17 protein-coding genes are annotated in these 17391 nt (G+C 63.8%); 10 read left to right on the top strand and 7 right to left on the bottom strand.

What is annotated here, in order from left to right; genetic code table 11:
* Positions 1 to 2: 2 nt before the first annotated feature.
* Together B0T39_RS15880 and B0T39_RS15875 are read right to left on the bottom strand one after the other, a co-directional pair.
* On the bottom strand, positions 3 to 1067 hold the full coding sequence (locus tag B0T39_RS15880) for an efflux RND transporter periplasmic adaptor subunit (protein WP_081548247.1): 1065 nt from the start codon (positions 1065 to 1067) through the stop codon (positions 3 to 5).
* A gap of 1 nt (position 1068) precedes the next feature.
* Positions 1069 to 1725 (bottom strand): TetR/AcrR family transcriptional regulator, encoded by a 657-nt coding sequence (locus tag B0T39_RS15875; RefSeq protein ID WP_081548245.1) that lies wholly within the window; start codon positions 1723 to 1725, stop codon positions 1069 to 1071.
* 182 nt (positions 1726 to 1907) lie between these two features.
* On the opposite strand from B0T39_RS15875, the gene argB reads away from it, so the two are divergent.
* Positions 1908 to 2777, top strand: a complete 870-nt coding sequence (gene argB / locus B0T39_RS15870) for an acetylglutamate kinase (protein WP_141111258.1) — start codon at positions 1908 to 1910, stop codon at positions 2775 to 2777.
* Between the two features lie 154 nt (positions 2778 to 2931).
* On the top strand, positions 2932 to 3366 hold the full coding sequence (locus B0T39_RS15865; protein ID WP_019100867.1) for a CBS domain-containing protein: 435 nt from the start codon (positions 2932 to 2934) through the stop codon (positions 3364 to 3366).
* 8 nt (positions 3367 to 3374) lie between these two features.
* Here the strand turns inward: B0T39_RS15865 and B0T39_RS15860 are convergent, their stop codons facing one another.
* A complete protein-coding gene (locus B0T39_RS15860; RefSeq protein WP_081548241.1) occupies positions 3375 to 4142 on the bottom strand; it encodes an IclR family transcriptional regulator in 768 nt (255 codons plus the stop codon).
* Positions 4143 to 4304: 162 nt separating this feature from the next.
* On the opposite strand from B0T39_RS15860, the gene B0T39_RS15855 reads away from it, so the two are divergent.
* From B0T39_RS15855 to ylqF, 8 genes are all read left to right on the top strand, one after another.
* Complete coding sequence (locus B0T39_RS15855; RefSeq protein WP_081548239.1) at positions 4305 to 5492, top strand: acyl-CoA dehydrogenase; 1188 nt, start codon at positions 4305 to 4307, stop codon at positions 5490 to 5492.
* A gap of 111 nt (positions 5493 to 5603) precedes the next feature.
* Positions 5604 to 6797, top strand: coding sequence for a CaiB/BaiF CoA transferase family protein (locus B0T39_RS15850; protein ID WP_081548237.1), 1194 nt, complete (start codon positions 5604 to 5606; stop codon positions 6795 to 6797).
* A 178-nt stretch (positions 6798 to 6975) separates the two neighbouring features.
* Positions 6976 to 9243 (top strand): mechanosensitive ion channel domain-containing protein, encoded by a 2268-nt coding sequence (locus B0T39_RS15845; protein WP_141111257.1) that lies wholly within the window; start codon positions 6976 to 6978, stop codon positions 9241 to 9243.
* A 101-nt stretch (positions 9244 to 9344) separates the two neighbouring features.
* Positions 9345 to 10964 (top strand): electron transfer flavoprotein-ubiquinone oxidoreductase, encoded by a 1620-nt coding sequence (locus tag B0T39_RS15840; protein ID WP_081548262.1) that lies wholly within the window; start codon positions 9345 to 9347, stop codon positions 10962 to 10964.
* A gap of 287 nt (positions 10965 to 11251) precedes the next feature.
* Complete coding sequence (locus B0T39_RS15835; RefSeq protein ID WP_081548233.1) at positions 11252 to 11821, top strand: hypothetical protein; 570 nt, start codon at positions 11252 to 11254, stop codon at positions 11819 to 11821.
* A gap of 40 nt (positions 11822 to 11861) precedes the next feature.
* Positions 11862 to 12200 carry a DUF4870 family protein gene (locus B0T39_RS15830; RefSeq protein ID WP_081548261.1) on the top strand — a complete coding sequence of 113 codons (339 nt, stop codon included), beginning with the start codon at positions 11862 to 11864 and terminating at the stop codon, positions 12198 to 12200.
* A 247-nt stretch (positions 12201 to 12447) separates the two neighbouring features.
* Positions 12448 to 12660: a DUF3820 family protein gene (locus B0T39_RS15825; protein ID WP_019100859.1), complete on the top strand. Its 213-nt coding sequence runs from the start codon at positions 12448 to 12450 to the stop codon at positions 12658 to 12660.
* Between the two features lie 4 nt (positions 12661 to 12664).
* Positions 12665 to 13600, top strand: coding sequence for a ribosome biogenesis GTPase YlqF (gene ylqF, locus B0T39_RS15820; protein WP_081548231.1), 936 nt, complete (start codon positions 12665 to 12667; stop codon positions 13598 to 13600).
* Between the two features lie 63 nt (positions 13601 to 13663).
* Here the strand turns inward: ylqF and B0T39_RS15815 are convergent, their stop codons facing one another.
* From B0T39_RS15815 to B0T39_RS15800, 4 genes are all read right to left on the bottom strand, one after another.
* Positions 13664 to 14350, bottom strand: a complete 687-nt coding sequence (locus B0T39_RS15815; protein ID WP_081548229.1) for a response regulator transcription factor — start codon at positions 14348 to 14350, stop codon at positions 13664 to 13666.
* Complete coding sequence (locus B0T39_RS15810) at positions 14328 to 16241, bottom strand: sensor histidine kinase (RefSeq protein ID WP_176219574.1); 1914 nt, start codon at positions 16239 to 16241, stop codon at positions 14328 to 14330. The genes B0T39_RS15815 and B0T39_RS15810 overlap by 23 nt, the downstream gene beginning before the upstream one ends.
* 172 nt (positions 16242 to 16413) lie before the next feature.
* The gene (locus B0T39_RS15805; protein ID WP_081548225.1) at positions 16414 to 16869 is read right to left on the bottom strand and encodes a DUF3592 domain-containing protein; all 456 of its coding nucleotides are present in this window, start codon (positions 16867 to 16869) and stop codon (positions 16414 to 16416) included.
* Positions 16866 to 17384: a DUF3592 domain-containing protein gene (locus tag B0T39_RS15800; protein ID WP_081548223.1), complete on the bottom strand. Its 519-nt coding sequence runs from the start codon at positions 17382 to 17384 to the stop codon at positions 16866 to 16868. The genes B0T39_RS15805 and B0T39_RS15800 overlap by 4 nt, the downstream gene beginning before the upstream one ends.
* Between the last annotated feature and the right edge of the window lie 7 nt (positions 17385 to 17391).

Below are 17391 nucleotides of genomic sequence, written 5' to 3'. Positions count from 1 at the left end.
TCTCAGCGCTCCAACAGTTTTACGGCCTGGCCGTCGCGCAGCAGGTGGATGCCGGCGGTGACGATTTTGTCGCCCGGCCGCACGCCCTGGGACAGGGTGGCGGAATCGGCGTCGACGCGGCTGACCGTCACCGCGCGGCGGGCGACCTTGCCGTTGGGGGCGATCAGCCAGACATAGTGCTTGCCCTGTTCGTCCAGTAACGCGGTCAGCGGCAGCCGCATCTGCGCGTCGGCGGCATTGGGCAAGGCGACGCTGGCGGTCATCCCCAATTGCAGGCGGCTGGAGTCGCCACCGATGGCGACGCGCGCGGCGTAAGTGCGGGTGGCGGGATCGGCGTCGGCCGCCAGCTCGCGCAGCGTGCCCGACATCGGCGCGCCGCCGTTCCATAGCTGCACTTGGAATTGGCCGGCGCGGCGCACCTTGTCCAGCGCGTTCTCCGGTACCTGGACTGCGGCCTCGCGCGCGCCGTCCTGCGACAGCCTTGCCATGGCCTGGCCGGCGGCCACCACCAGGCCGGGTTCGGCGATCATTTGGCTCAGCACGCCGTCGGCGTCCGCCACCAGGCTGGTGTAACCGGTTTGATTGCGGCTGGCGGCGAGTTGCGCCTTGGCCTGGTCCACCTTGGCGCGGGCGGCGTTGACCGCGTTCTGTTGGCCGTCCACCTGCGCCTGGCTGACGAACTGCTTGGACAGCAGTTCGCGGTAGCGTTTCAGGTTCAGCTCCTGCTGGCTCAAGTCGGATTGCGCGGCGGCCAGCTGAGCCTGTTTGGCCGACAAGTCCAGCGCGTAGTCGCTGGGGTCCAGCCGCGCCAGCACCTGGCCTTTCTTCACCCGATCGCCGCTATTGGCCAGCTTGGCCACCACTTTGCCGGCCACGCGGAAGGCCAGATTGGTCTCGTGACGGGCGCGGATTTCGCCGGAGTAGCTATCGCCCTGTTGCTGGGCGGTGGCGCCGGCCACCACGTAACGGACGGGGCGCGGGGCTTCCGGCGGCGCCTCCGGTTTGCCGCAGGCGGCGAGGGTCAGACTGACGATGCCTAGCCAGAGGCAGTGAGCGGCGGTTTTCATGTCAATTCTCGTAGGTGGGATTCATTAGGCCTTGCAGCACCAACTGCAAGGCTTCGCTCAGGTGCGCGCGGGAGTATTGATGCGAGTAGCCGCAGACATCGGGCACCACTTTGGCGAAGGAGTGGGCCCAGGTCATCGCCATCACCAGGGGGGCCAGCAGAGCGTCGCTGCTGCTGGCGATGGGCAGGACGCGGAATTCGCCGCTGTCCATGCCGCGGCGCAGGATGTGCTCGATCATGCTCAAACAGGGGGAAATCACTTCCGAGGAGTAGAAGCGCGCCAGTTCCGGGAAATTGGTGGCTTCGGCTATGGCCAGCTTGCACAGGCCGGCGGCCGGCGTGGCGCCCACTTCATCCCACCACTTGAGCAGGAGGATTTGCAGCAGCTCGCCCACCGGCCCCGTGTGTTGCTGTTCCAGTTCGACGAAGGCGTTGAGTCGACTGGACAGATGGTGGCGCACCATGGCTTTGAAGATTTCTTCCTTGTTCTGGAAGTACAGATAGGGTGTGCCCTTGGTCACGCCGGCGGCGCGGGCGATGTCTTCCATCTTGGTGGCGCTGAAGCCTTTCTCTACGAACAGGGTCAGCGCGGCGTCCAGGATTTCGCTGGGGCGAGCGTCTTTTTTGCGCTGCCAGCGCGAGGCGGGGACTTGTGCCATTGGGATATAGATGAATATCGGTTCATTAATGATGTGGAATGTATTGCAGAATGCCATTGTTCTGCAATTAATAAATTACAGTTCATTAACCGACTTGATTAAAATGCAACAGATCAGACCATTAGGTCAGAACCGTCATATCGCCGGCCCGGCAACGGCCCGGCGCAACCATGGAGAACGCCGTGCCGACCGATGCAGCAGAAAAAGCCCTGATTCTTGCCGAAGCCCTGCCCTATATCCGCCGTTTCGCCGGCAAGACCCTGGTGATCAAGTACGGCGGCAACGCCATGATCGACGCGGCTTTGAAAGAGGGTTTCGCCAAGGACGTGGTTTTGCTCAAGCTGGTGGGTATCAACCCGGTGGTGGTTCACGGCGGCGGCCCGCAGATCAACGAGCTGCTGAACCGCGTAGGCAAACAGGGCGAGTTCATTCAGGGCATGCGCGTGACTGACTCGGACACCATGGATTTGGTGGAAATGGTGCTGGGCGGCTTGGTGAACAAGGAAATCGTCTCGTTGATCAACAAGCACGGGGGCAAGGCGGTGGGCCTGACCGGCAAGGACGGGCATTTCATTCGCGCCAGCAAAATGTATTTGAAGTCCGAAACCGATGATGAGATCGACATCGGCCAAGTGGGGGAAATCTCCAGCATCGATCCGGCGTTGGTGTCCTTGCTGGACAGCCAGGACTTCATCCCTGTGGTGGCGCCCATCGGCGTCGGCGAAGACGGCGAAGCCTACAACATCAACGCCGATCTGGTGGCCGGCAAGCTGGCGGAGACTTTGAGCGCGGAAAAGTTGGTGTTGATGACCAATACCCCGGGCGTGCTGGACAAGAACGGCAAGTTGTTGACCGGGCTGTCGGCGCTGCAGGTGGACGGCTTGTTCGCCGACGGCACCATACACGGCGGCATGCTGCCCAAGATCAGCTCGGCGCTGGACGCGGCGCGCAACGGCGTCAACGCGGTACACATCATCGATGGCCGAGTGCCGCACGCGCTGTTGCTGGAGATTCTGACCGATGCGGGCGTTGGCACCATGATCCGGGCCTGAGGAGCGGCGAGGTTCCGGCCTTGGGGCAGGCTCGCGCGTTTACCGAGGCGCCGCAGCCTGCGCTATAGTGGATTGGTAGGCGCTCGTCCGCGTCGTCTGGCGGCGGGAGAGGGCCACGGGAACGGCCGGATTGCCGGTTTGAAAGGGGACATGCATGCAAACGGTAAGACAGTTGTTGGACAGCAAGCCAAACCGCGCCTTGGTCTATGTGAACCCGGAGAGCACGGTGTTCCAGGCTTTGCAGGTGATGGCGGAAAACGACATCGGGGCGGTGCTGGTGATGGAGGAGGGCGGCATCGTCGGCATCTTCTCCGAACGTGATTACGCGCGGCGCATCGTATTGCAGGGCCGCACCTCCGCCGGTACCAAGGTGCGAGACATCATGACCAGCCGCGTGGTTTACGTGACGCCCAGCCAGACGCTGGACGACTGTATGGGCCTGATGACGGAAAAGCGGATTCGCCACCTGCCGGTGCTGGAAGGCAGCGATGTGATGGGCATGTTGTCCATCGGCGACTTGGTCCGCGCCACCATAGAGGAGCAGGAGCAGGTGATCAATCACCTGGTCCATTACATCCAGTCCGCTTGAACGCGCGCTCAGCCCGGCGGCGCCAGGCGCAGCCGAAGCGCTTGCAGCGCCGGCGCGATGCGTTCGCGCATCGCGCTTTCGTTCAAGGCGAAGGCTGGGCCGCTGGCGTTCAGCGCCATCGCCGGCTGGCCGGGCACGGCCAAGTGCACGCCCACCGCCATCACATCCGGTTCATACTCTCCAAAGGACGCGGAATAGCCTTGGCGCAGATAGTCTTGGCGGGCCTCCTCCAAGCGCGTGCTGATTTCCCCCCATTCCACGCCGTAGCGCGCGGCCAGCACCGGCTGCAGCTTGAGCTGCTCGGTCACCGGCAAGCCGGCGTAATAGGCGCGGCCTATGGCGGTGGTGGCCAGCGGCACCCGTGAACCCACAGTCAGCTGCACCGAGATGCGCGCCGGGCTGCGGCAAGTTTCCAGATAAACCATATCGCTGCCGTCGCGCAGCGCCAGGCTGATGGACATGCCTTGTTCCAGAGCGAACTCGCGCATCAGCGGCCCGGCGATCTGGCGGATGTCGTAGCTGGCCAAGACCGTGGAGCCCAAGGCCAGCACCGCCAGTCCCAGCCGGTAGTGGCCGCTGGCCTCGTCCTGAGCCAGATAGCCCAGCCGGGTCAGGGTGTAGCTCAAACGCGACACTGTTGATTTGGGCAGGCCGGTGCGTTTGGCCAGCTCCTGGTTGGACAGCGCTAGCTCGCCGGGGCGAAACGCCGCCAGCACTTCCAGCCCGCGCGCCAGCGCGGTGACGAACAACCGGTCCTTATCCGTTTCCAAATCCATTGCATCCATCTTGTTTCGTGAGCCTCCGCTTGGGTTGCGCGCTGCGGGCGGGCGTCGAGTTTCGCAAAAACGCTTTACATCCGTCCAGACGGCGATTAGCCTATTCTGCAATGTGAAACCAAGTTCCGCAATGCGGAACAAGTTAACGCGGAGACAGAACTTATGGCAGCCCCCTCCAGTCGCGCGCCGTTCAGCTGGGACGATCCTTTGCTTTTGGCCGAATGCCTGAGCGAAGAAGAACGCATGGTGCAGCAGAGCGCTTATGACTACTGTCAGGACAAACTGTTTCCGCGGGTATTGAGCGCCAACCGCGAAGAACGCTTCGACCGTGAAATCATCAACGAGATGGGCGAGCTTGGCCTACTGGGTTGCACCATCGAAGGCTATGGCTGCGCCGGTCTCAACCACGTGGCCTACGGCCTGGTGGCGCGCGAGGTGGAGCGGGTGGATTCCGGCTATCGCTCGGCGATGAGCGTGCAGTCCAGCTTGGTGATGCACCCGATCTGGGCCTACGGCTCGGACGCGCAGAAAGACAAATACCTGCCGCGATTGGCCAGCGGCGAATGGCTGGGCTGTTTCGGCCTGACCGAACCGGACTCCGGCTCGGACCCGGCCAGCATGAAGACGCGGGCGCGCAAAGTGGACGGCGGCTATCTGCTCAACGGCAGCAAGATGTGGATCACCAACAGCCCGCAGGCCGATGTGTTCGTGGTCTGGGCCAAGGACGACGACGATGAAATCCGCGGCTTTGTGCTGGAGAAGGGCATGGCCGGCCTGTCCGCGCCCAAAATCCACGGCAAGTTCTCGCTGCGCGCCTCCGTCACCGGCGAGATCGTGATGGACGACGTGCTGGTGCCGGAGGACGCCATCCTGCCGGGCGTCAAGGGTTTGAAAGGGCCGTTCGGCTGCCTGAACAAGGCGCGTTACGGCATCGCCTGGGGGGCGCTGGGCGCCGCCGAATTCTGCTGGCACGCGGCGCGTCAGTACACGCTGGACCGCAAGCAGTTCGGCCGCCCGCTGGCCGCCAATCAACTGATCCAGCTGAAGCTGGCCAATATGCAGACTGAAATTACGCTGGGCCTGCACGCTGCGCTGCGCGTGGGGCGCTTGATGGACGAGGGCAAGGCCGCGCCGGAAATGATCTCTCTGATCAAGCGCAACAACTGCGGCAAGGCGCTGGACATCGCCCGGCTGTCGCGCGATATGCACGGTGGCAACGGCATCGCCGACGAATTCCACGTCATCCGTCATGTGATGAACTTGGAGGCGGTCAACACTTACGAAGGCACGCATGATGTGCATGCCTTGATTCTGGGCCGAGCCCAGACCGGTATTCAGGCGTTTGCCTGATAAGCCGGCGCGGCCGGGAGGCCGGCCGCGCCGTTATTCCTGTCTGTCCTTGGAGGCCCGGCTTGCCGGGCCGCTTTTTTTTCGATGGGCTGCATGTATCGGGAGACGCAGATGACGGGCGCGCTGGAAGGCATCAAGGTATTGGATTTGTCCAGGGTATTGGCGGGGCCGTGGACCGGCCAGTTGCTGGCCGACCTGGGCGCGGAAGTGATCAAGGTGGAGCGCCCGGGTTGCGGCGACGATACCCGGCAATGGGCGCCGCCCAGCCTGCCGGACGGCACCGCCGCCTATTTTCTGTGCGCCAACCGCGGCAAGAAATCGCTGACGGTGGACATCGCCAAGCCGGAGGGGCAGGAGATCGTCCGCCGGCTGGCCGCCGACGCCGACGTGCTGATTGAAAACTACAAGGTGGGCGGGCTGGCCAAGTACGGGCTGGACTACGCCAGCCTGGCCGAACTCAACCCGCGGCTGGTGTATTGCTCGGTCACCGGCTTCGGCCAGGACGGGCCGTACGCGCAGATGGCCGGCTACGACTACATCGTGCAGGGCATGTCCGGCCTGATGAGCATCACCGGCCCGGCCGACGGCGAACCGCATAAGGTAGGGGTGGCGGTCACCGATCTGTTCACCGGGCTCTACGCCGCCAACGCGATCCAGGCCGCCTTGTGGGCGCGTCAAGGCAGCGGCCGCGGCCAGCATATCGACATGGCCTTGTTTGACTGCGCGCTGGCGATGTTGGCCAACGTCAATATGAACTGGTTGGTGGGCGGCGCAGTGCCGCCGCGCCTGGGCAACGCCCATCCCAATATCGTGCCCTATCAGGTGTTCAAGTGCGCCGGCGACGGCCACTTCATCCTGGCCTGCGGCAACGACCGGCAGTTCCGCTCGGTGTGCGAACTGATTGGCTGCCCGGAACTGGCCGACGATCCCCGCTTCGCCAGCAATCCGCAGCGCGTCGCGCACCGGGACGTGTTGGTGCCCTTGTTGGCCGCCGGCTTCCTGGCTCAGCCGCGCGACGCCTGGCTGGCGCAACTGGACCAGGCTGGCGTCCCCTGCGGGCCGATCAACACCGTGGATGAGGCCTTCGCCGACCCGCAAATCCGGCACCGCCGGATGCAGATCGAACTGCTGGGCTTGGACGGCGAGGCGGTGCCTCTGGTGGCCTGCCCGATCAAACTGTCGGACACGCCGCCGCAATATCGCGACGCGCCGCCCCGGCTGGGGCAGCATACCGACGCCTTGCTGGAGCAGGCCGGTTACGACGCCGAGGCTATCGCCCGTTTGCGCGACGCGGGCGTGATCTGACGCATTGCCATGCTTTCGGCATTTTCTGCGTCTGGGTGTCGCCTGCGGATTCGTGCGAAAATGCGCCGTCGAGTTGCCGTCGGCGGTCTGCGCCGGGGCAAGGTCCACCACCATGTTCAATGAAATGCCTAGCGTGAAGAGCCGCTTCTTTTTCACCTGTTGCTTGCTTGCCGGGTTCTTGTCGAGCGCCGCGGCTTACGCGGCCTTGCCAGCAACGCCCAAGCCCGCGGCCAAGCAGATGGCTTCGGCGCCCGCGGTCAGCTTGGCGGACAAGTTGGCCGAAGGGCAGCAGGCGCTGGATCAATTGGAAACCATCAAGCTGGACAAGCTGCCGGCCGGCGTGACGCCGGGCGAGCTGCTGTTTCGGCGCGCCTTGCTGGAACGTTTGGTGGCGTCCTACGCCTGGCAGCTGGATCTCGCGGGCGAACGCGATCAGAGGCTGAGGCAGCAAGCCGAGGCCGAGGAGGCTTTGCGGAACTGGAGCGGCTTCGCGCAAGCCGGCCCCTATCCGGTGTCCTTGGTGGAAGGTTTGCGCAGCCGATTGCAGACCGGCGGCTGGGAGAAAGAGACCCAGCAGGCTCAGCAACTGATGTTGTCGCAGATGCAGGAGGCGATGCGCAACAGCCTCAAGCTGAATGAAGTGAGCTTGCGCCAGGTGCGGGAACAGTTGGAGGGCGCGGCGGCCGGAGAGGCCGAGGCGCTACGCTGGAAGATGGACGGCGCGCGCTGGCGCCGAGACATCAGCGCATCGGAGCTGTTGCAGTTCGACGCCTTGGGACAGGTGTTGCGCATCCGCCAGCAAACCTTGCAGGCGCAGCTGGAGCTTTGGCGCAAGCAACTGGACGGCATCGGCAAACAGGTCCGCTTTCAGCCGGCCGAGCTGGACGGGGTGCAGCGGCGCTTGGGGGAGGAACGACTGCGGCTGGAGCGGGAAATGGGCGCGCATGAGCAACGCCGCCGCCGGGTCAAGGCCGAGTTGGAGGAGCTGGAGAAGCAACTGGCCGCGTTGAAGCAGAAAAAGGACGCGCTGGCGCAGGCCGCGCTGTTACAGGATTTGACCCAGCGCACAGTCGAGCAACGCCAGGCTCTGGACAATAGCGACCTCGCGGTGCAACTGACGCGCATCCGGCAAGAGGCCAATTCACAGGAAGGCGGTATTTGGGAATACCGCTACCAGCTGTATACAGGCAAGGCGGCCAACTTGGCCGAAGTGGCCAGCGCCAGCCGCCAGGCCGGCGAGGAGTTGGGCGCGGTGCGCGACTATCTGCAAAAAGAGGCCGAGCTGACGATGGCCAAGATGGCGGACGTGCAGCATGAGATCGGTCTGGACCGCGGTAGCGGCCACGCGCTGGCCATGCTGCAGCTGCTGCGTCAGCGGCTGGATATCGTCAACGCCGCTCAGCAGCCGGTGCAGGCGGCTTTGACCGGCATTCTGCTGTTGCAGCAGGAGTTCGACGTCGGCGCGCCGGCGGAGGGCACGTCGCAGGAGGTGTCACGCCGGCTGAGCGAGCGCGTGTTGCAGGCGGCGCGGGCGCTGTGGAATTATGAACTGTTCAGCGCCGACGACAGCGTGGAGATCAACGGCCAGAAAGTGCAGGCCACCCGCAGCGTGACCATAGGCAAGAGTCTGGGCGCCATCCTGGTGCTGCTGATAGGCTACGCCGCCAGCACCGCGCTGCTGCGCGCTTTGCGGCGTTTGGCCACGCATAGGCTGGGTTTCAGCGAGGCCGCCGCCAATATCTGGTGGCGCTGGAGTTATGTCTGCGTGATCGCCCTGCTGGTGGTGTTCGCGCTCAACCTGGTCAAGATTCCGCTGACGGTGTTCGCCTTTCTGGGCGGCGCGCTGGCGATCGGCATCGGCTTCGGCACTCAGAACCTGCTGAAGAACCTGATCAGCGGCGTGATGCTCTTGGTGGAGCGGCCGCTGAAAGTGGGCGACTTCGTCCAGGTCGGCGGCATCAGCGGCACCGTCAGCAGCATAGGGCTGCGTTCTTCGGTGGTGCGCGCCGGCGACGGCATCGAAACGCTGATCCCCAACTCCACCTTCGTGGAGAGCGCGGTGACCAACTGGACGTACAGCAACCGGCGGATTCGTCGGAAAATCGCCATCGGCGTGGCTTACGGCAGCCCGCCGCGCGAGGTGTGCAATCTATTGCTGGCGGAGGCGGAGCGTCACGGCCTGGTGCTCAAGGAGCCGCCGCCGCGGGTGTTGTTCAGCAACTTCGGCGCCGATGCGCTGGAGTTCGAACTGGAGTACTGGCTGGACATCGGCGACGCCGATTCCGTGCTGGTGGCCAGCGATCTGCGTCACATGATAGACGGGGCGTTGGCCAAGGCCGGCATCGAGCTGCCTTTTCCGCAGCGCGATGTGCATTTGCAACAGGGCGAACCCTTACAGATTGAAGTCAGACGGGCGGCCGGCGGTCGGACGTCTGACAGTTTTTAAACGGTTGTTTGATTTTTGATCGCGCGCCATGCAACATGCATGCGGTAGCGGGGCTTTTGAACCCGGCGCGCGATTAAGGAGATGCAGTGGAACGCGATTACATGGAATACGATGTGGTGATCGTCGGCGGCGGCCCCTCCGGGCTGACCGCGGCGATTCGCCTGAAGCAGCTGGCGGCGGAGCAGGGCCGGGAGGTCAGCGTCTGTCTATTGGAGAAGGGCTCGGAAATCGGCGCCCACATCCTGTCCGGCGCGGTGATCGAACCGCGGGTGCTCAATGAGCTGATCCCGGACTGGAAGGAAAAGGGCGCGCCGCTGAACACCGAGGCCAAGTCCGACCGCTTCCTGCTGCTGACTGAAACCGAATCCATCCAGCTGCCGACCCCGCCGCAGATGCACAACCACGGCAACTACATCGTCAGCCTCGGCAACTTCTGTCGCTGGCTCGGCCAGCAGGCCGAGGAACTGGGCGTGGAAATCTACCCCGGCTTCGCCGCCGCCGAAGTGCTTTATCACGAGGACGGCTCGGTCAAGGGCGTGGCCACCGGCGACATGGGCATAGGCAAGGACGGCGAGAAGACCGACGCCTGGCAGCCCGGCATGGAGCTGTGGGCCAAGCAGACCATCTTCGCCGAAGGCTGTAGGGGCTCCTTGACCAAGGCCTTGTTTGAGCGTTTCCGTTTGCACGACGGTGCCGATCCGCAAACCTATGGCATCGGCATCAAGGAGTTGTGGGAAGTGCAGCCGGAACTGCACCAGCCGGGCAGCATCACCCATACCGTGGGCTGGCCGGTGGACACCGCCACCTACGGCGGCTCCTTCATGTACCACTTGGAGAACAACCAAGTGGTGGTAGGCTTCGTCATCGGCCTGGATTACCAGAATCCCTACCTGTCGCCGTTCGAGGAGTTCCAGCGCTTCAAGACCCATCCGGCGATCCGCAAGGTGTTCGAGGGCGGCCGCCGCCTGTCCTACGGCGCGCGCGCCTTGACCGAGGGCGGCCTGCAAAGCCTGCCGCGGCTGACTTTCCCCGGAGGTCTGCTGGTGGGCGACACCGCCGGTTTCCTCAACGTGCCCAAGATCAAGGGCACCCATACCGCGATGCAGTCGGCGATGCTGGCGGCGGAAGCGGTGTTTGAACTGTTGGGCCAGGAGCAGCCGGCGCGCGAAGCCACCGCCTACAGTCAGAAGTTCAAGCAGAGCTGGCTGTACGAGGAGTTGCACCGGGTGCGCAATATCCGGCCGTCGTTCCGCTGGGGCCTGTGGCCGGCGATGATTTATTCGGCGCTGGATACCTTTTTGTTCCGCGGCAAGGCGCCGTGGACGCTGCGTCATCACCAGGCGGACCATCAAAGCCTGAAGCCGGCTGACGAGTGCTCGCCCATCGCCTACCCCAAGCCGGACGGGGTGTTGACCTTCGATCGTCTGTCCTCGGTGTTCATCTCCAACACCAATCACGGCGAAGACCAGCCGTCGCATTTGAAGCTGAAGGACGCCAGCGTGCCGGTGCGGCTCAATCTGGCCAAGTACGACGCGCCGGAACAACGCTACTGCCCGGCCGGGGTGTATGAGATCGTCGGCCGCGAAGAGGGCGAGCCGCGCTTGCAGATCAATGCGCAGAACTGCGTGCACTGCAAGACCTGCGACATCAAGGACCCGAGCCAGAACATCGTCTGGACCACGCCGGAAGGCGGCGGCGGTCCCAACTATCCTAATATGTAAACGGTATTATTTAGCGAGACCCCGGGGCGCGCTCCGGGGTTTTTCTTGACAAGCCGGGCCGATTATTGGCAGCATGGACGACATGACTCAATCTTTCTCCTTCTTCAACAGCTATTTTTATTGGTACCGCACACCGGCGGCGCCAAGGGATGGCTGTGAACTGAAAGATTGATCCAGCACTAGTAAAGATTCCCGATAAATGCCGCCGCGCTACCGGCGGCATTTGTTTTTCCTCCCCGAAATACATGACCTCCGGAAGCCAGGCCAGACCCTAGGAGGTCCGTTCCATGAATGAAGTCAGCGATGCCGCGCAAATCGCGCGCCAGTCTTGGTCCCTGTTGTGTCCCAGCGACGCCGTGCCGGTGAGAGTGTTGACCGACGGCGAGCGCTACGCCAATCACCCGGCGCCGGACGCCGCGTGGATGGCTGCCGCGCGACGCGACGGCGGCGTGCTGGAAAGCCGTTTGCCGCAACTGCGCGCGATGGCCATGCTGCTGGCGGCGCAACGCTGGCGCGAACGGAGCGGGGAGACGTCGGCGCGGCTGGCCGATGCGGCGGATTGGCTGGCGGCGCGCATTCTGCTGCTGGGTCTCAGCCATGTGTTGGTGACGGCGGAGAGCTTTTCCCTGCTGGACCTGGCGAACCGTCGCTGCCGCGCGTGGTCCGAACAGACCGGCCAGCCGTTTGCGCCAGCGCTGCCCATCCTGGTGGCGGACGCCGGCGGCGAATCCTGCCTGCAGGCCTGGAGCCGCAGTGCCGAAGTGGCGCTGGCTTTGGCCGGCGGCAGGGCGGAGGCGGCGTTGACGCGGCATTGCGAGCAGCGCTTGCAAGCGCTGCTGGCTAGGGTATCTTGTTAATTGTTTTGCATAAATTTTGAGCCGGGGAGGCATGATGTCGATGGACGTGATCACGCAAGAAGACGAACGCAAACTGAATAATCTGACCCTGGTGGTCTATATCCTGCAGGCAATCAGCCTGTTTGTCGGCCTGACCGGCTTGGTGGCGGTCATCATCAACTACGTCAAGCGAGACGATGCGCGCGGCACGCGCTATGAGAGCCATTTCAGTTGGCAGATCCGCACTTTCTGGTGGGCCTTGCTCGGCACTGTGTTGGGCGTGGCGCTGGCCTGGATCCTGGTGGGCTTCGTGATCCTGGGCGTCACCTGGGTGTGGTATGTCTACCGCATCGTGCGTGGTTTCCTGAATTTCAACGACGGCAAGCCGATGCCGGAATAACGCGGTAAAAAAAGACGGGCGCGGACATGAATGATGCCCGGCGCCCGCAAGGGTTCTGCGCGAACCGGAAAATTGGCGGCGCACGCCGCTGGTTTTTGAAGGCCGCCTACATGCTAAACCCCGTGCTTGCTCGTCCCCAGTTAAACCCCGCCCGCGTTTGCGCCATGTCAAGCCGGAGCCGGGCGACGGGCATGGTCAGAGCGCCGAGGTTTTGGCACAATGCGCAACTTGCTTGAAGGGAGCCGCAATGCAAGCCGATGATTTGCAAAGCCTGGTGACCCGGGCCATGCCGTTTGGCAAACACAAGGGCACGCTGATCTGCGATCTGCCCGGCAACTATCTGAACTGGTTCGCCCGCGAAGGATTTCCCCCCGGCGAAATTGGCCGCCTGCTGCAATTGATGCAGGAGCTGGACCATAATGGTCTAACCTATCTACTTGATCCGATAAGAAAGCGCTAGAAGCATGGCAATCCAATGGTTCCCCGGCCATATGAATAAGGCCCGCAAGGATGTGGCCGAGCGATTGAAAGACATCGACGTGGTCATTGAGATGCTGGACGCGCGACTGCCGGCTTCCAGCGCCAATCCCATGCTGGCGCGCATGGCCAAGGGCAAGCCGCGGCTGATGATTCTGAACAAGCAGGATCTGGCCGACGCCGCCGCCACTTTGCAGTGGCTGGAATGGTATCGCGCCAAGAAGAACACCCAGGCATTGGGCATGGACGCCGGCGAACGCGCGCCGGCGCAGAAGCTGGTGGCGGCCTGCCGCGAGCTGGCGCCGACGCGCGGCGGCCTGGAAAAGCCGCTGAGGGTGTTGATCTGCGGCATTCCCAACGTTGGCAAATCCACGTTGATCAACAGCATGAGCAGCCGCAAGGTGGCCAAGACCGGCAATATGCCGGGCGTTACCAAGAACGAACAGCGCATCATTCTGGCCGACGACGTGGAGCTGTTCGACACCCCAGGCATGCTGTGGCCCAAGATCGAGGTGGAAGAGGGTGGCTACAATCTGGCGGCCAGCGGCGCGGTGGGCCGCAATGCGATGGACGAGGAAGAGGTGGCGCTGGAGCTGCTGAAGTATCTGCTCCAGCACTATGCGCCGGAATTGACCGCGCGCTACAAGCTGGACGATATCGCCGGCCAGCAGGACTGGCAGGTGCTGGAAATGATAGGCCGCAAGCGCGGCGCGGTGCAGTCCGGCGGCAAGATCAATGTGCAAAAGGCGGCCGAGATCGTGCTGACCGATTTTCGCGACGGCAATATCGGCCGCATCACGCTGGAACGCCCGGCTGAATGGCTGGCGTGGGAAAAGCGGGCCAAGGAGTTGGCCGCTATCCGCGCCGCGGAGCGCGAAGCCAGGCAACAGGAGAGGGACAGCAAGAAATCCGGCCGCCGTTGAGTCGGCGTCCCTTCTCGCTCCGCCCATGCGCGGCCCGATTCCGGGCCGCGTTTTTTTGCCGGCTTAGAGCGGTTGGCAGGGCTCGCTGAACCCATAGCCCACGCCCCTGGCCGCCAGAATGGGATTGTGCTGCGGCGCGATGCCGCTGAGTTTGCGACGCAGCCGGCTGATCAGGGTTTCCAGCCGGCGTTCATCGTAGTGCAGGTAATTGACCCCCAGCGCTTCCGCCAATTCGCGGCGGTGCGCCGGTTCCGGCGCGCGCCGCAGCATTGCGCTCAGCACTTGGTGCTCCGCGTGGGTCAGGTGCAACTGCAGGCCGTTGGGCGCGGTCAGCATGCGGTTGGCGGCGTGGTAGCGCCATCCGGCGGCGCGTTCCGCCGCGTCGCCGTCCAGCCGCCGCAGCACGCTGGCCAGCGTGGCCAGCAATTCCGCCAGCGGCGTGGGCTTGACCAGATAGGCGTCGGCGCCTTGCTGCAAGCCTTGAACCTTGTCGTCCAGCGCGCCGCGCGCGGTGAGCATGACTTGTCCCAGGCCGGGGTGGCTGGCGCGCAGCCTCCGGCTAAGCGCCATGCCGTCGATATCGGGCAAGCCCAGATCCAGAATCAGCAAGCGGCAGGGATGCTCGGCCAAGTGCCGCTCCAACTCCTGGCCGCAGGCCAGGCCGGTGGCTTGATAGCCGCAGCGCTTGAGTTGGAACAGCAGCTCTTCGCGCAGGTCTGGATTGTCTTCAAGCAAGGCTATGTGCGTCATGAGCGGCTTTCGGTAGATGCAAGATGAAACTGGCGCCGTGCGGCCAGTTGGGGTCCAGACCCAGTTCGCCGCCGTGCTGAACGGCGATGCGCCGCGCCAGATGGAGGCCTAGTCCCAAGCCGGGACGGTTGCTGGTCTCCGCCAGCCGGGTGAAGCGCTGGAAAATCGCTTCTTCCTGGCCCGGCGCGATGCCGGGGCCGTGGTCGCTGATTTGCCAGACGACGCGGTCGGCTAGGCGGTGGACGCCGATCTGAATGGGCGTGTCCGGGTGCGCGTATTTCAAAGCGTTCTCCATCAGGTTCTGCAACAGCACCGACAGCAGCTGCGCGTCGCCGTAGAGCGGCATGCGCGCTCCGCCGCTTTGCAGCCAGAAACGGCCTTGAGCGTTGTTTTCCAGGTGCTCCAGCGTTTGCCGGGTCAGTTCCAGCAAGTCCAGCGATTGTTTATGCAGCCCGGAGTCGATCATGCCGGCACGGCCATGCTGCTCGGCCAGCAGCATCAATTCCTGCATGCGCTGCAAGGCGCGTTGGATGCGTTCGTGGCGGGCCTGGCGCTGAGCCAGCACCGTCGGCGCCGGCGCGTCCTCCTCCAGCAGGCGCAAGCTGCTGCTGGCGGCGTCGATGATGGCTACTGGAGTGCGGATTTCATGGGTGATCATTGCCAGCAGGTCTGCCTGTTCCTCGCGAGCCTCTCGTTGGCGCAGGCTGTCAGCCTGGGCCTGGCTGGCCTGATGCAGGGCGTCGATGCGCTCGCGCTCCAGCGTGCGCATGCGCAGGAACAGGCCGATGTAGAGCAGGGTGATGGGCGGCAGATCGGCCAGCCGGCCGTATTCCTGGATCCAGGATTGATAAGGAATATGTCCCAGATGCAATAACAGAGCGGGGATGTTGAGCGCCAGATTGGTGGGCAGGTGCAGCGCGATCAGGCGATCGCCGCTGCCGTTGCGCCGCCACAGCCGCCAGCAAACCGGCAGGGTAAGCAGATTGATGACGATGATGGCGTAAAGCGTGACCGGAATGCTGTAGGCCAGGCCAAACGGCCAGAACAGCGCGCACAGCACCGTGGCTGCGCCGGTGGCGGCCTGCAGTTGATATAGCCGATAGGTGCGCGGGTAGTCTCGCTTCAGCTCCAGCAGATGGGCGAAGTAAGCGCAACCCAGGATGACGGCGGCGCCCAGGCCGACGTAATTGCATAGCAGCGCGATCTTGGGCTGTTCCGGAAACAGCAGCAGGCGGGCCATGCCGTCGGTGGCGAATCGATGGCAGGCCACCGCCAGGATGTAGCCGAACAGCTTGGCGTGCTGCGCTTGGCGGGTGATCAGCCAGGCCGCCAGCGCGATCAGCACCATGGTGAGCATATAGCCGTAGATCAGACCCAATTGCAGCAGGCGCTGATTGTTGTGGGCGACCAGATCCGGCTCGCTCCACAGGCGCGGCTGCGCGTTCAGAGCCAGCGACTGGATCTTGATGAACACAGTCTGCTCGCGGGCCTGCAGGGGAAAGCTGGCCGCCATCAACGGCAGCTCCATAGCGGACATCGGCAGCCAGGAACCGATGCGCTGCCCTTGCCAGCCGCCGTTGGGCAGGGGCTGGAATAAGGTTAAGCGCGCCAAATAGCTGGGAATCAATTCCAGCCAAGGTCGTGGCGGTAAATCATGAAGTTCGAGCCGTAGCCAGCAGGTGTCGTGGCCGTAGCCGCGCGCCAGTTTGCCGTCCGGCAGCGGCTGGAAACGCGTCTGCCAGCCGGCGCTGGCGACGCGGTCTATGTCCAGTCCTGCGTCGGCGGAGCAATAGACGCCGGCGTCCCGCTCGCTGAAGGTCTGGAAGCCGGCGTGAGCGGCGCCTCCCATTAACAGCAGGCACAGCAAGAGTATCGACAGCGCGCGTGTCATCGGGACAATAGCTCGAAATACGGGGTTGGGGCGACATTGTGACGGCAATGTCATTTTTTGTCAGTGCTTACGCAAAAAATTAAAACAGGCACCGCTAGCGTAATAAATAATGACTTTGTAATGACATGTCCAGGTGGACAGTTTTAGCGGCGAACAGGGGAGGGGGCTGGTTTTAACGTTGCAGCAGCCATAAGCCGACAAGGGCCACCAGCGCGCCCACGGCTTGCGCCAGCCACGCCGACCAATGTTTGCCCGGCTCCAGGCAGGCTTCTTCGGGATTTTGCGGATTGTAGAACACCTGTACGGCTTGGCCCGCCGGGTAGCGCTGCACGATCTCTAGCGCTTGTTGATCACTGCCGCCGTAGCCGGGGTTGGGAAAGCGCAGCCGCTCGGCGTGGCGTACGCTGCCGGCCACGAGGTATTCATAGCGCACGACGGCGCGGAATTCCCTGCGGTCCGAGCTGTCGCCGCCGCGCGCATGGCGCCAGTCCACTTCGCTGGAGACGATCTTGCCGACGACGCTGGGCCAAGCGGAAGCCTGCTGGGCTTTGGCGGACTGCTGCCACAGATAGACGGAAATGGCCAAGCCGATGGCGATGACCAAGAGGGCGATGACTTTTTCGCTCATGGGGAACGGGCGTTTCGGTGAATGCGTCGGCGCGGCAGCGGCAGCTTGGCCCTAAGCCTATACAGCAGCGCCCAGCCGAACAGCGCGCTCAACGCCGCCAGGATGAATTTGGCGCTGCCGATATCGCTGTCGCCGCCCTTGATCAGTACGGACTCGGCGGGGCTGCGCGGGTTGTAGTAGACGGTGATCGCCTTGTCGGCGGGAAAGCGCCGCGTCAGGTCGTCGGCGTTGCTGCGGTCGCCGGGCAGCGCGTTGTCGACGGCGAACAGCCGGTCGCTGTGATAGACCTGGCCGCGCACCGTGTACAGGTATTGCACATGGGGTTGCCAGTAAAGTTGGTCGGGATGCTCGGGGCTGGACTCCACCAGCATGCGGCTGCTCTCCACGTGGCCCGGCGCGCTGCGCCATTCGCGCAATTGATGGCTGGGCGTCAGCAAGACCGCGATCAAGCCCAGCAGGCTGGCGAGAAAGGCCAGCATCAGCGCGCTGACCCGGGCTTGCGGCGAGAATTTCATGATGGAT

The sequence above is a fragment of the Chromobacterium haemolyticum genome, from assembly GCF_002081825.1.
Lineage (GTDB): Bacteria > Pseudomonadota > Gammaproteobacteria > Burkholderiales > Chromobacteriaceae > Chromobacterium > Chromobacterium fluminis.
This window is presented reverse-complemented; position numbering and strand designations above follow the sequence as displayed.

Bases quoted from the DNA above. Each gene is read 5' to 3' on its own strand.
- B0T39_RS15865 (WP_019100867.1), top strand. From the start codon at position 2,932: ATGCAAACGGTAAGACAGTTGTTGGACAGCAAGCCAAACCGCGCCTTG.
- B0T39_RS15860 (WP_081548241.1), bottom strand. From the start codon at position 4,142: ATGGATTTGGAAACGGATAAGGACCGGTTGTTCGTCACCGCGCTGGCG.
- B0T39_RS15880 (WP_081548247.1), bottom strand. From the start codon at position 1,067: ATGAAAACCGCCGCTCACTGCCTCTGGCTAGGCATCGTCAGTCTGACC.
- ylqF (WP_081548231.1), top strand. From the start codon at position 12,665: ATGGCAATCCAATGGTTCCCCGGCCATATGAATAAGGCCCGCAAGGAT.
- B0T39_RS15875 (WP_081548245.1), bottom strand. From the start codon at position 1,725: ATGGCACAAGTCCCCGCCTCGCGCTGGCAGCGCAAAAAAGACGCTCGC.
- B0T39_RS15805 (WP_081548225.1), bottom strand. From the start codon at position 16,869: ATGAGCGAAAAAGTCATCGCCCTCTTGGTCATCGCCATCGGCTTGGCC.
- B0T39_RS15850 (WP_081548237.1), top strand. From the start codon at position 5,604: ATGACGGGCGCGCTGGAAGGCATCAAGGTATTGGATTTGTCCAGGGTA.
- B0T39_RS15815 (WP_081548229.1), bottom strand. From the start codon at position 14,350: ATGACGCACATAGCCTTGCTTGAAGACAATCCAGACCTGCGCGAAGAG.
- B0T39_RS15840 (WP_081548262.1), top strand. From the start codon at position 9,345: ATGGAATACGATGTGGTGATCGTCGGCGGCGGCCCCTCCGGGCTGACC.
- B0T39_RS15835 (WP_081548233.1), top strand. From the start codon at position 11,252: ATGAATGAAGTCAGCGATGCCGCGCAAATCGCGCGCCAGTCTTGGTCC.
- B0T39_RS15855 (WP_081548239.1), top strand. From the start codon at position 4,305: ATGGCAGCCCCCTCCAGTCGCGCGCCGTTCAGCTGGGACGATCCTTTG.
- B0T39_RS15830 (WP_081548261.1), top strand. From the start codon at position 11,862: ATGGACGTGATCACGCAAGAAGACGAACGCAAACTGAATAATCTGACC.
- B0T39_RS15810 (WP_176219574.1), bottom strand. From the start codon at position 16,241: ATGACACGCGCGCTGTCGATACTCTTGCTGTGCCTGCTGTTAATGGGA.
- B0T39_RS15800 (WP_081548223.1), bottom strand. From the start codon at position 17,384: ATGAAATTCTCGCCGCAAGCCCGGGTCAGCGCGCTGATGCTGGCCTTT.
- B0T39_RS15825 (WP_019100859.1), top strand. From the start codon at position 12,448: ATGCAAGCCGATGATTTGCAAAGCCTGGTGACCCGGGCCATGCCGTTT.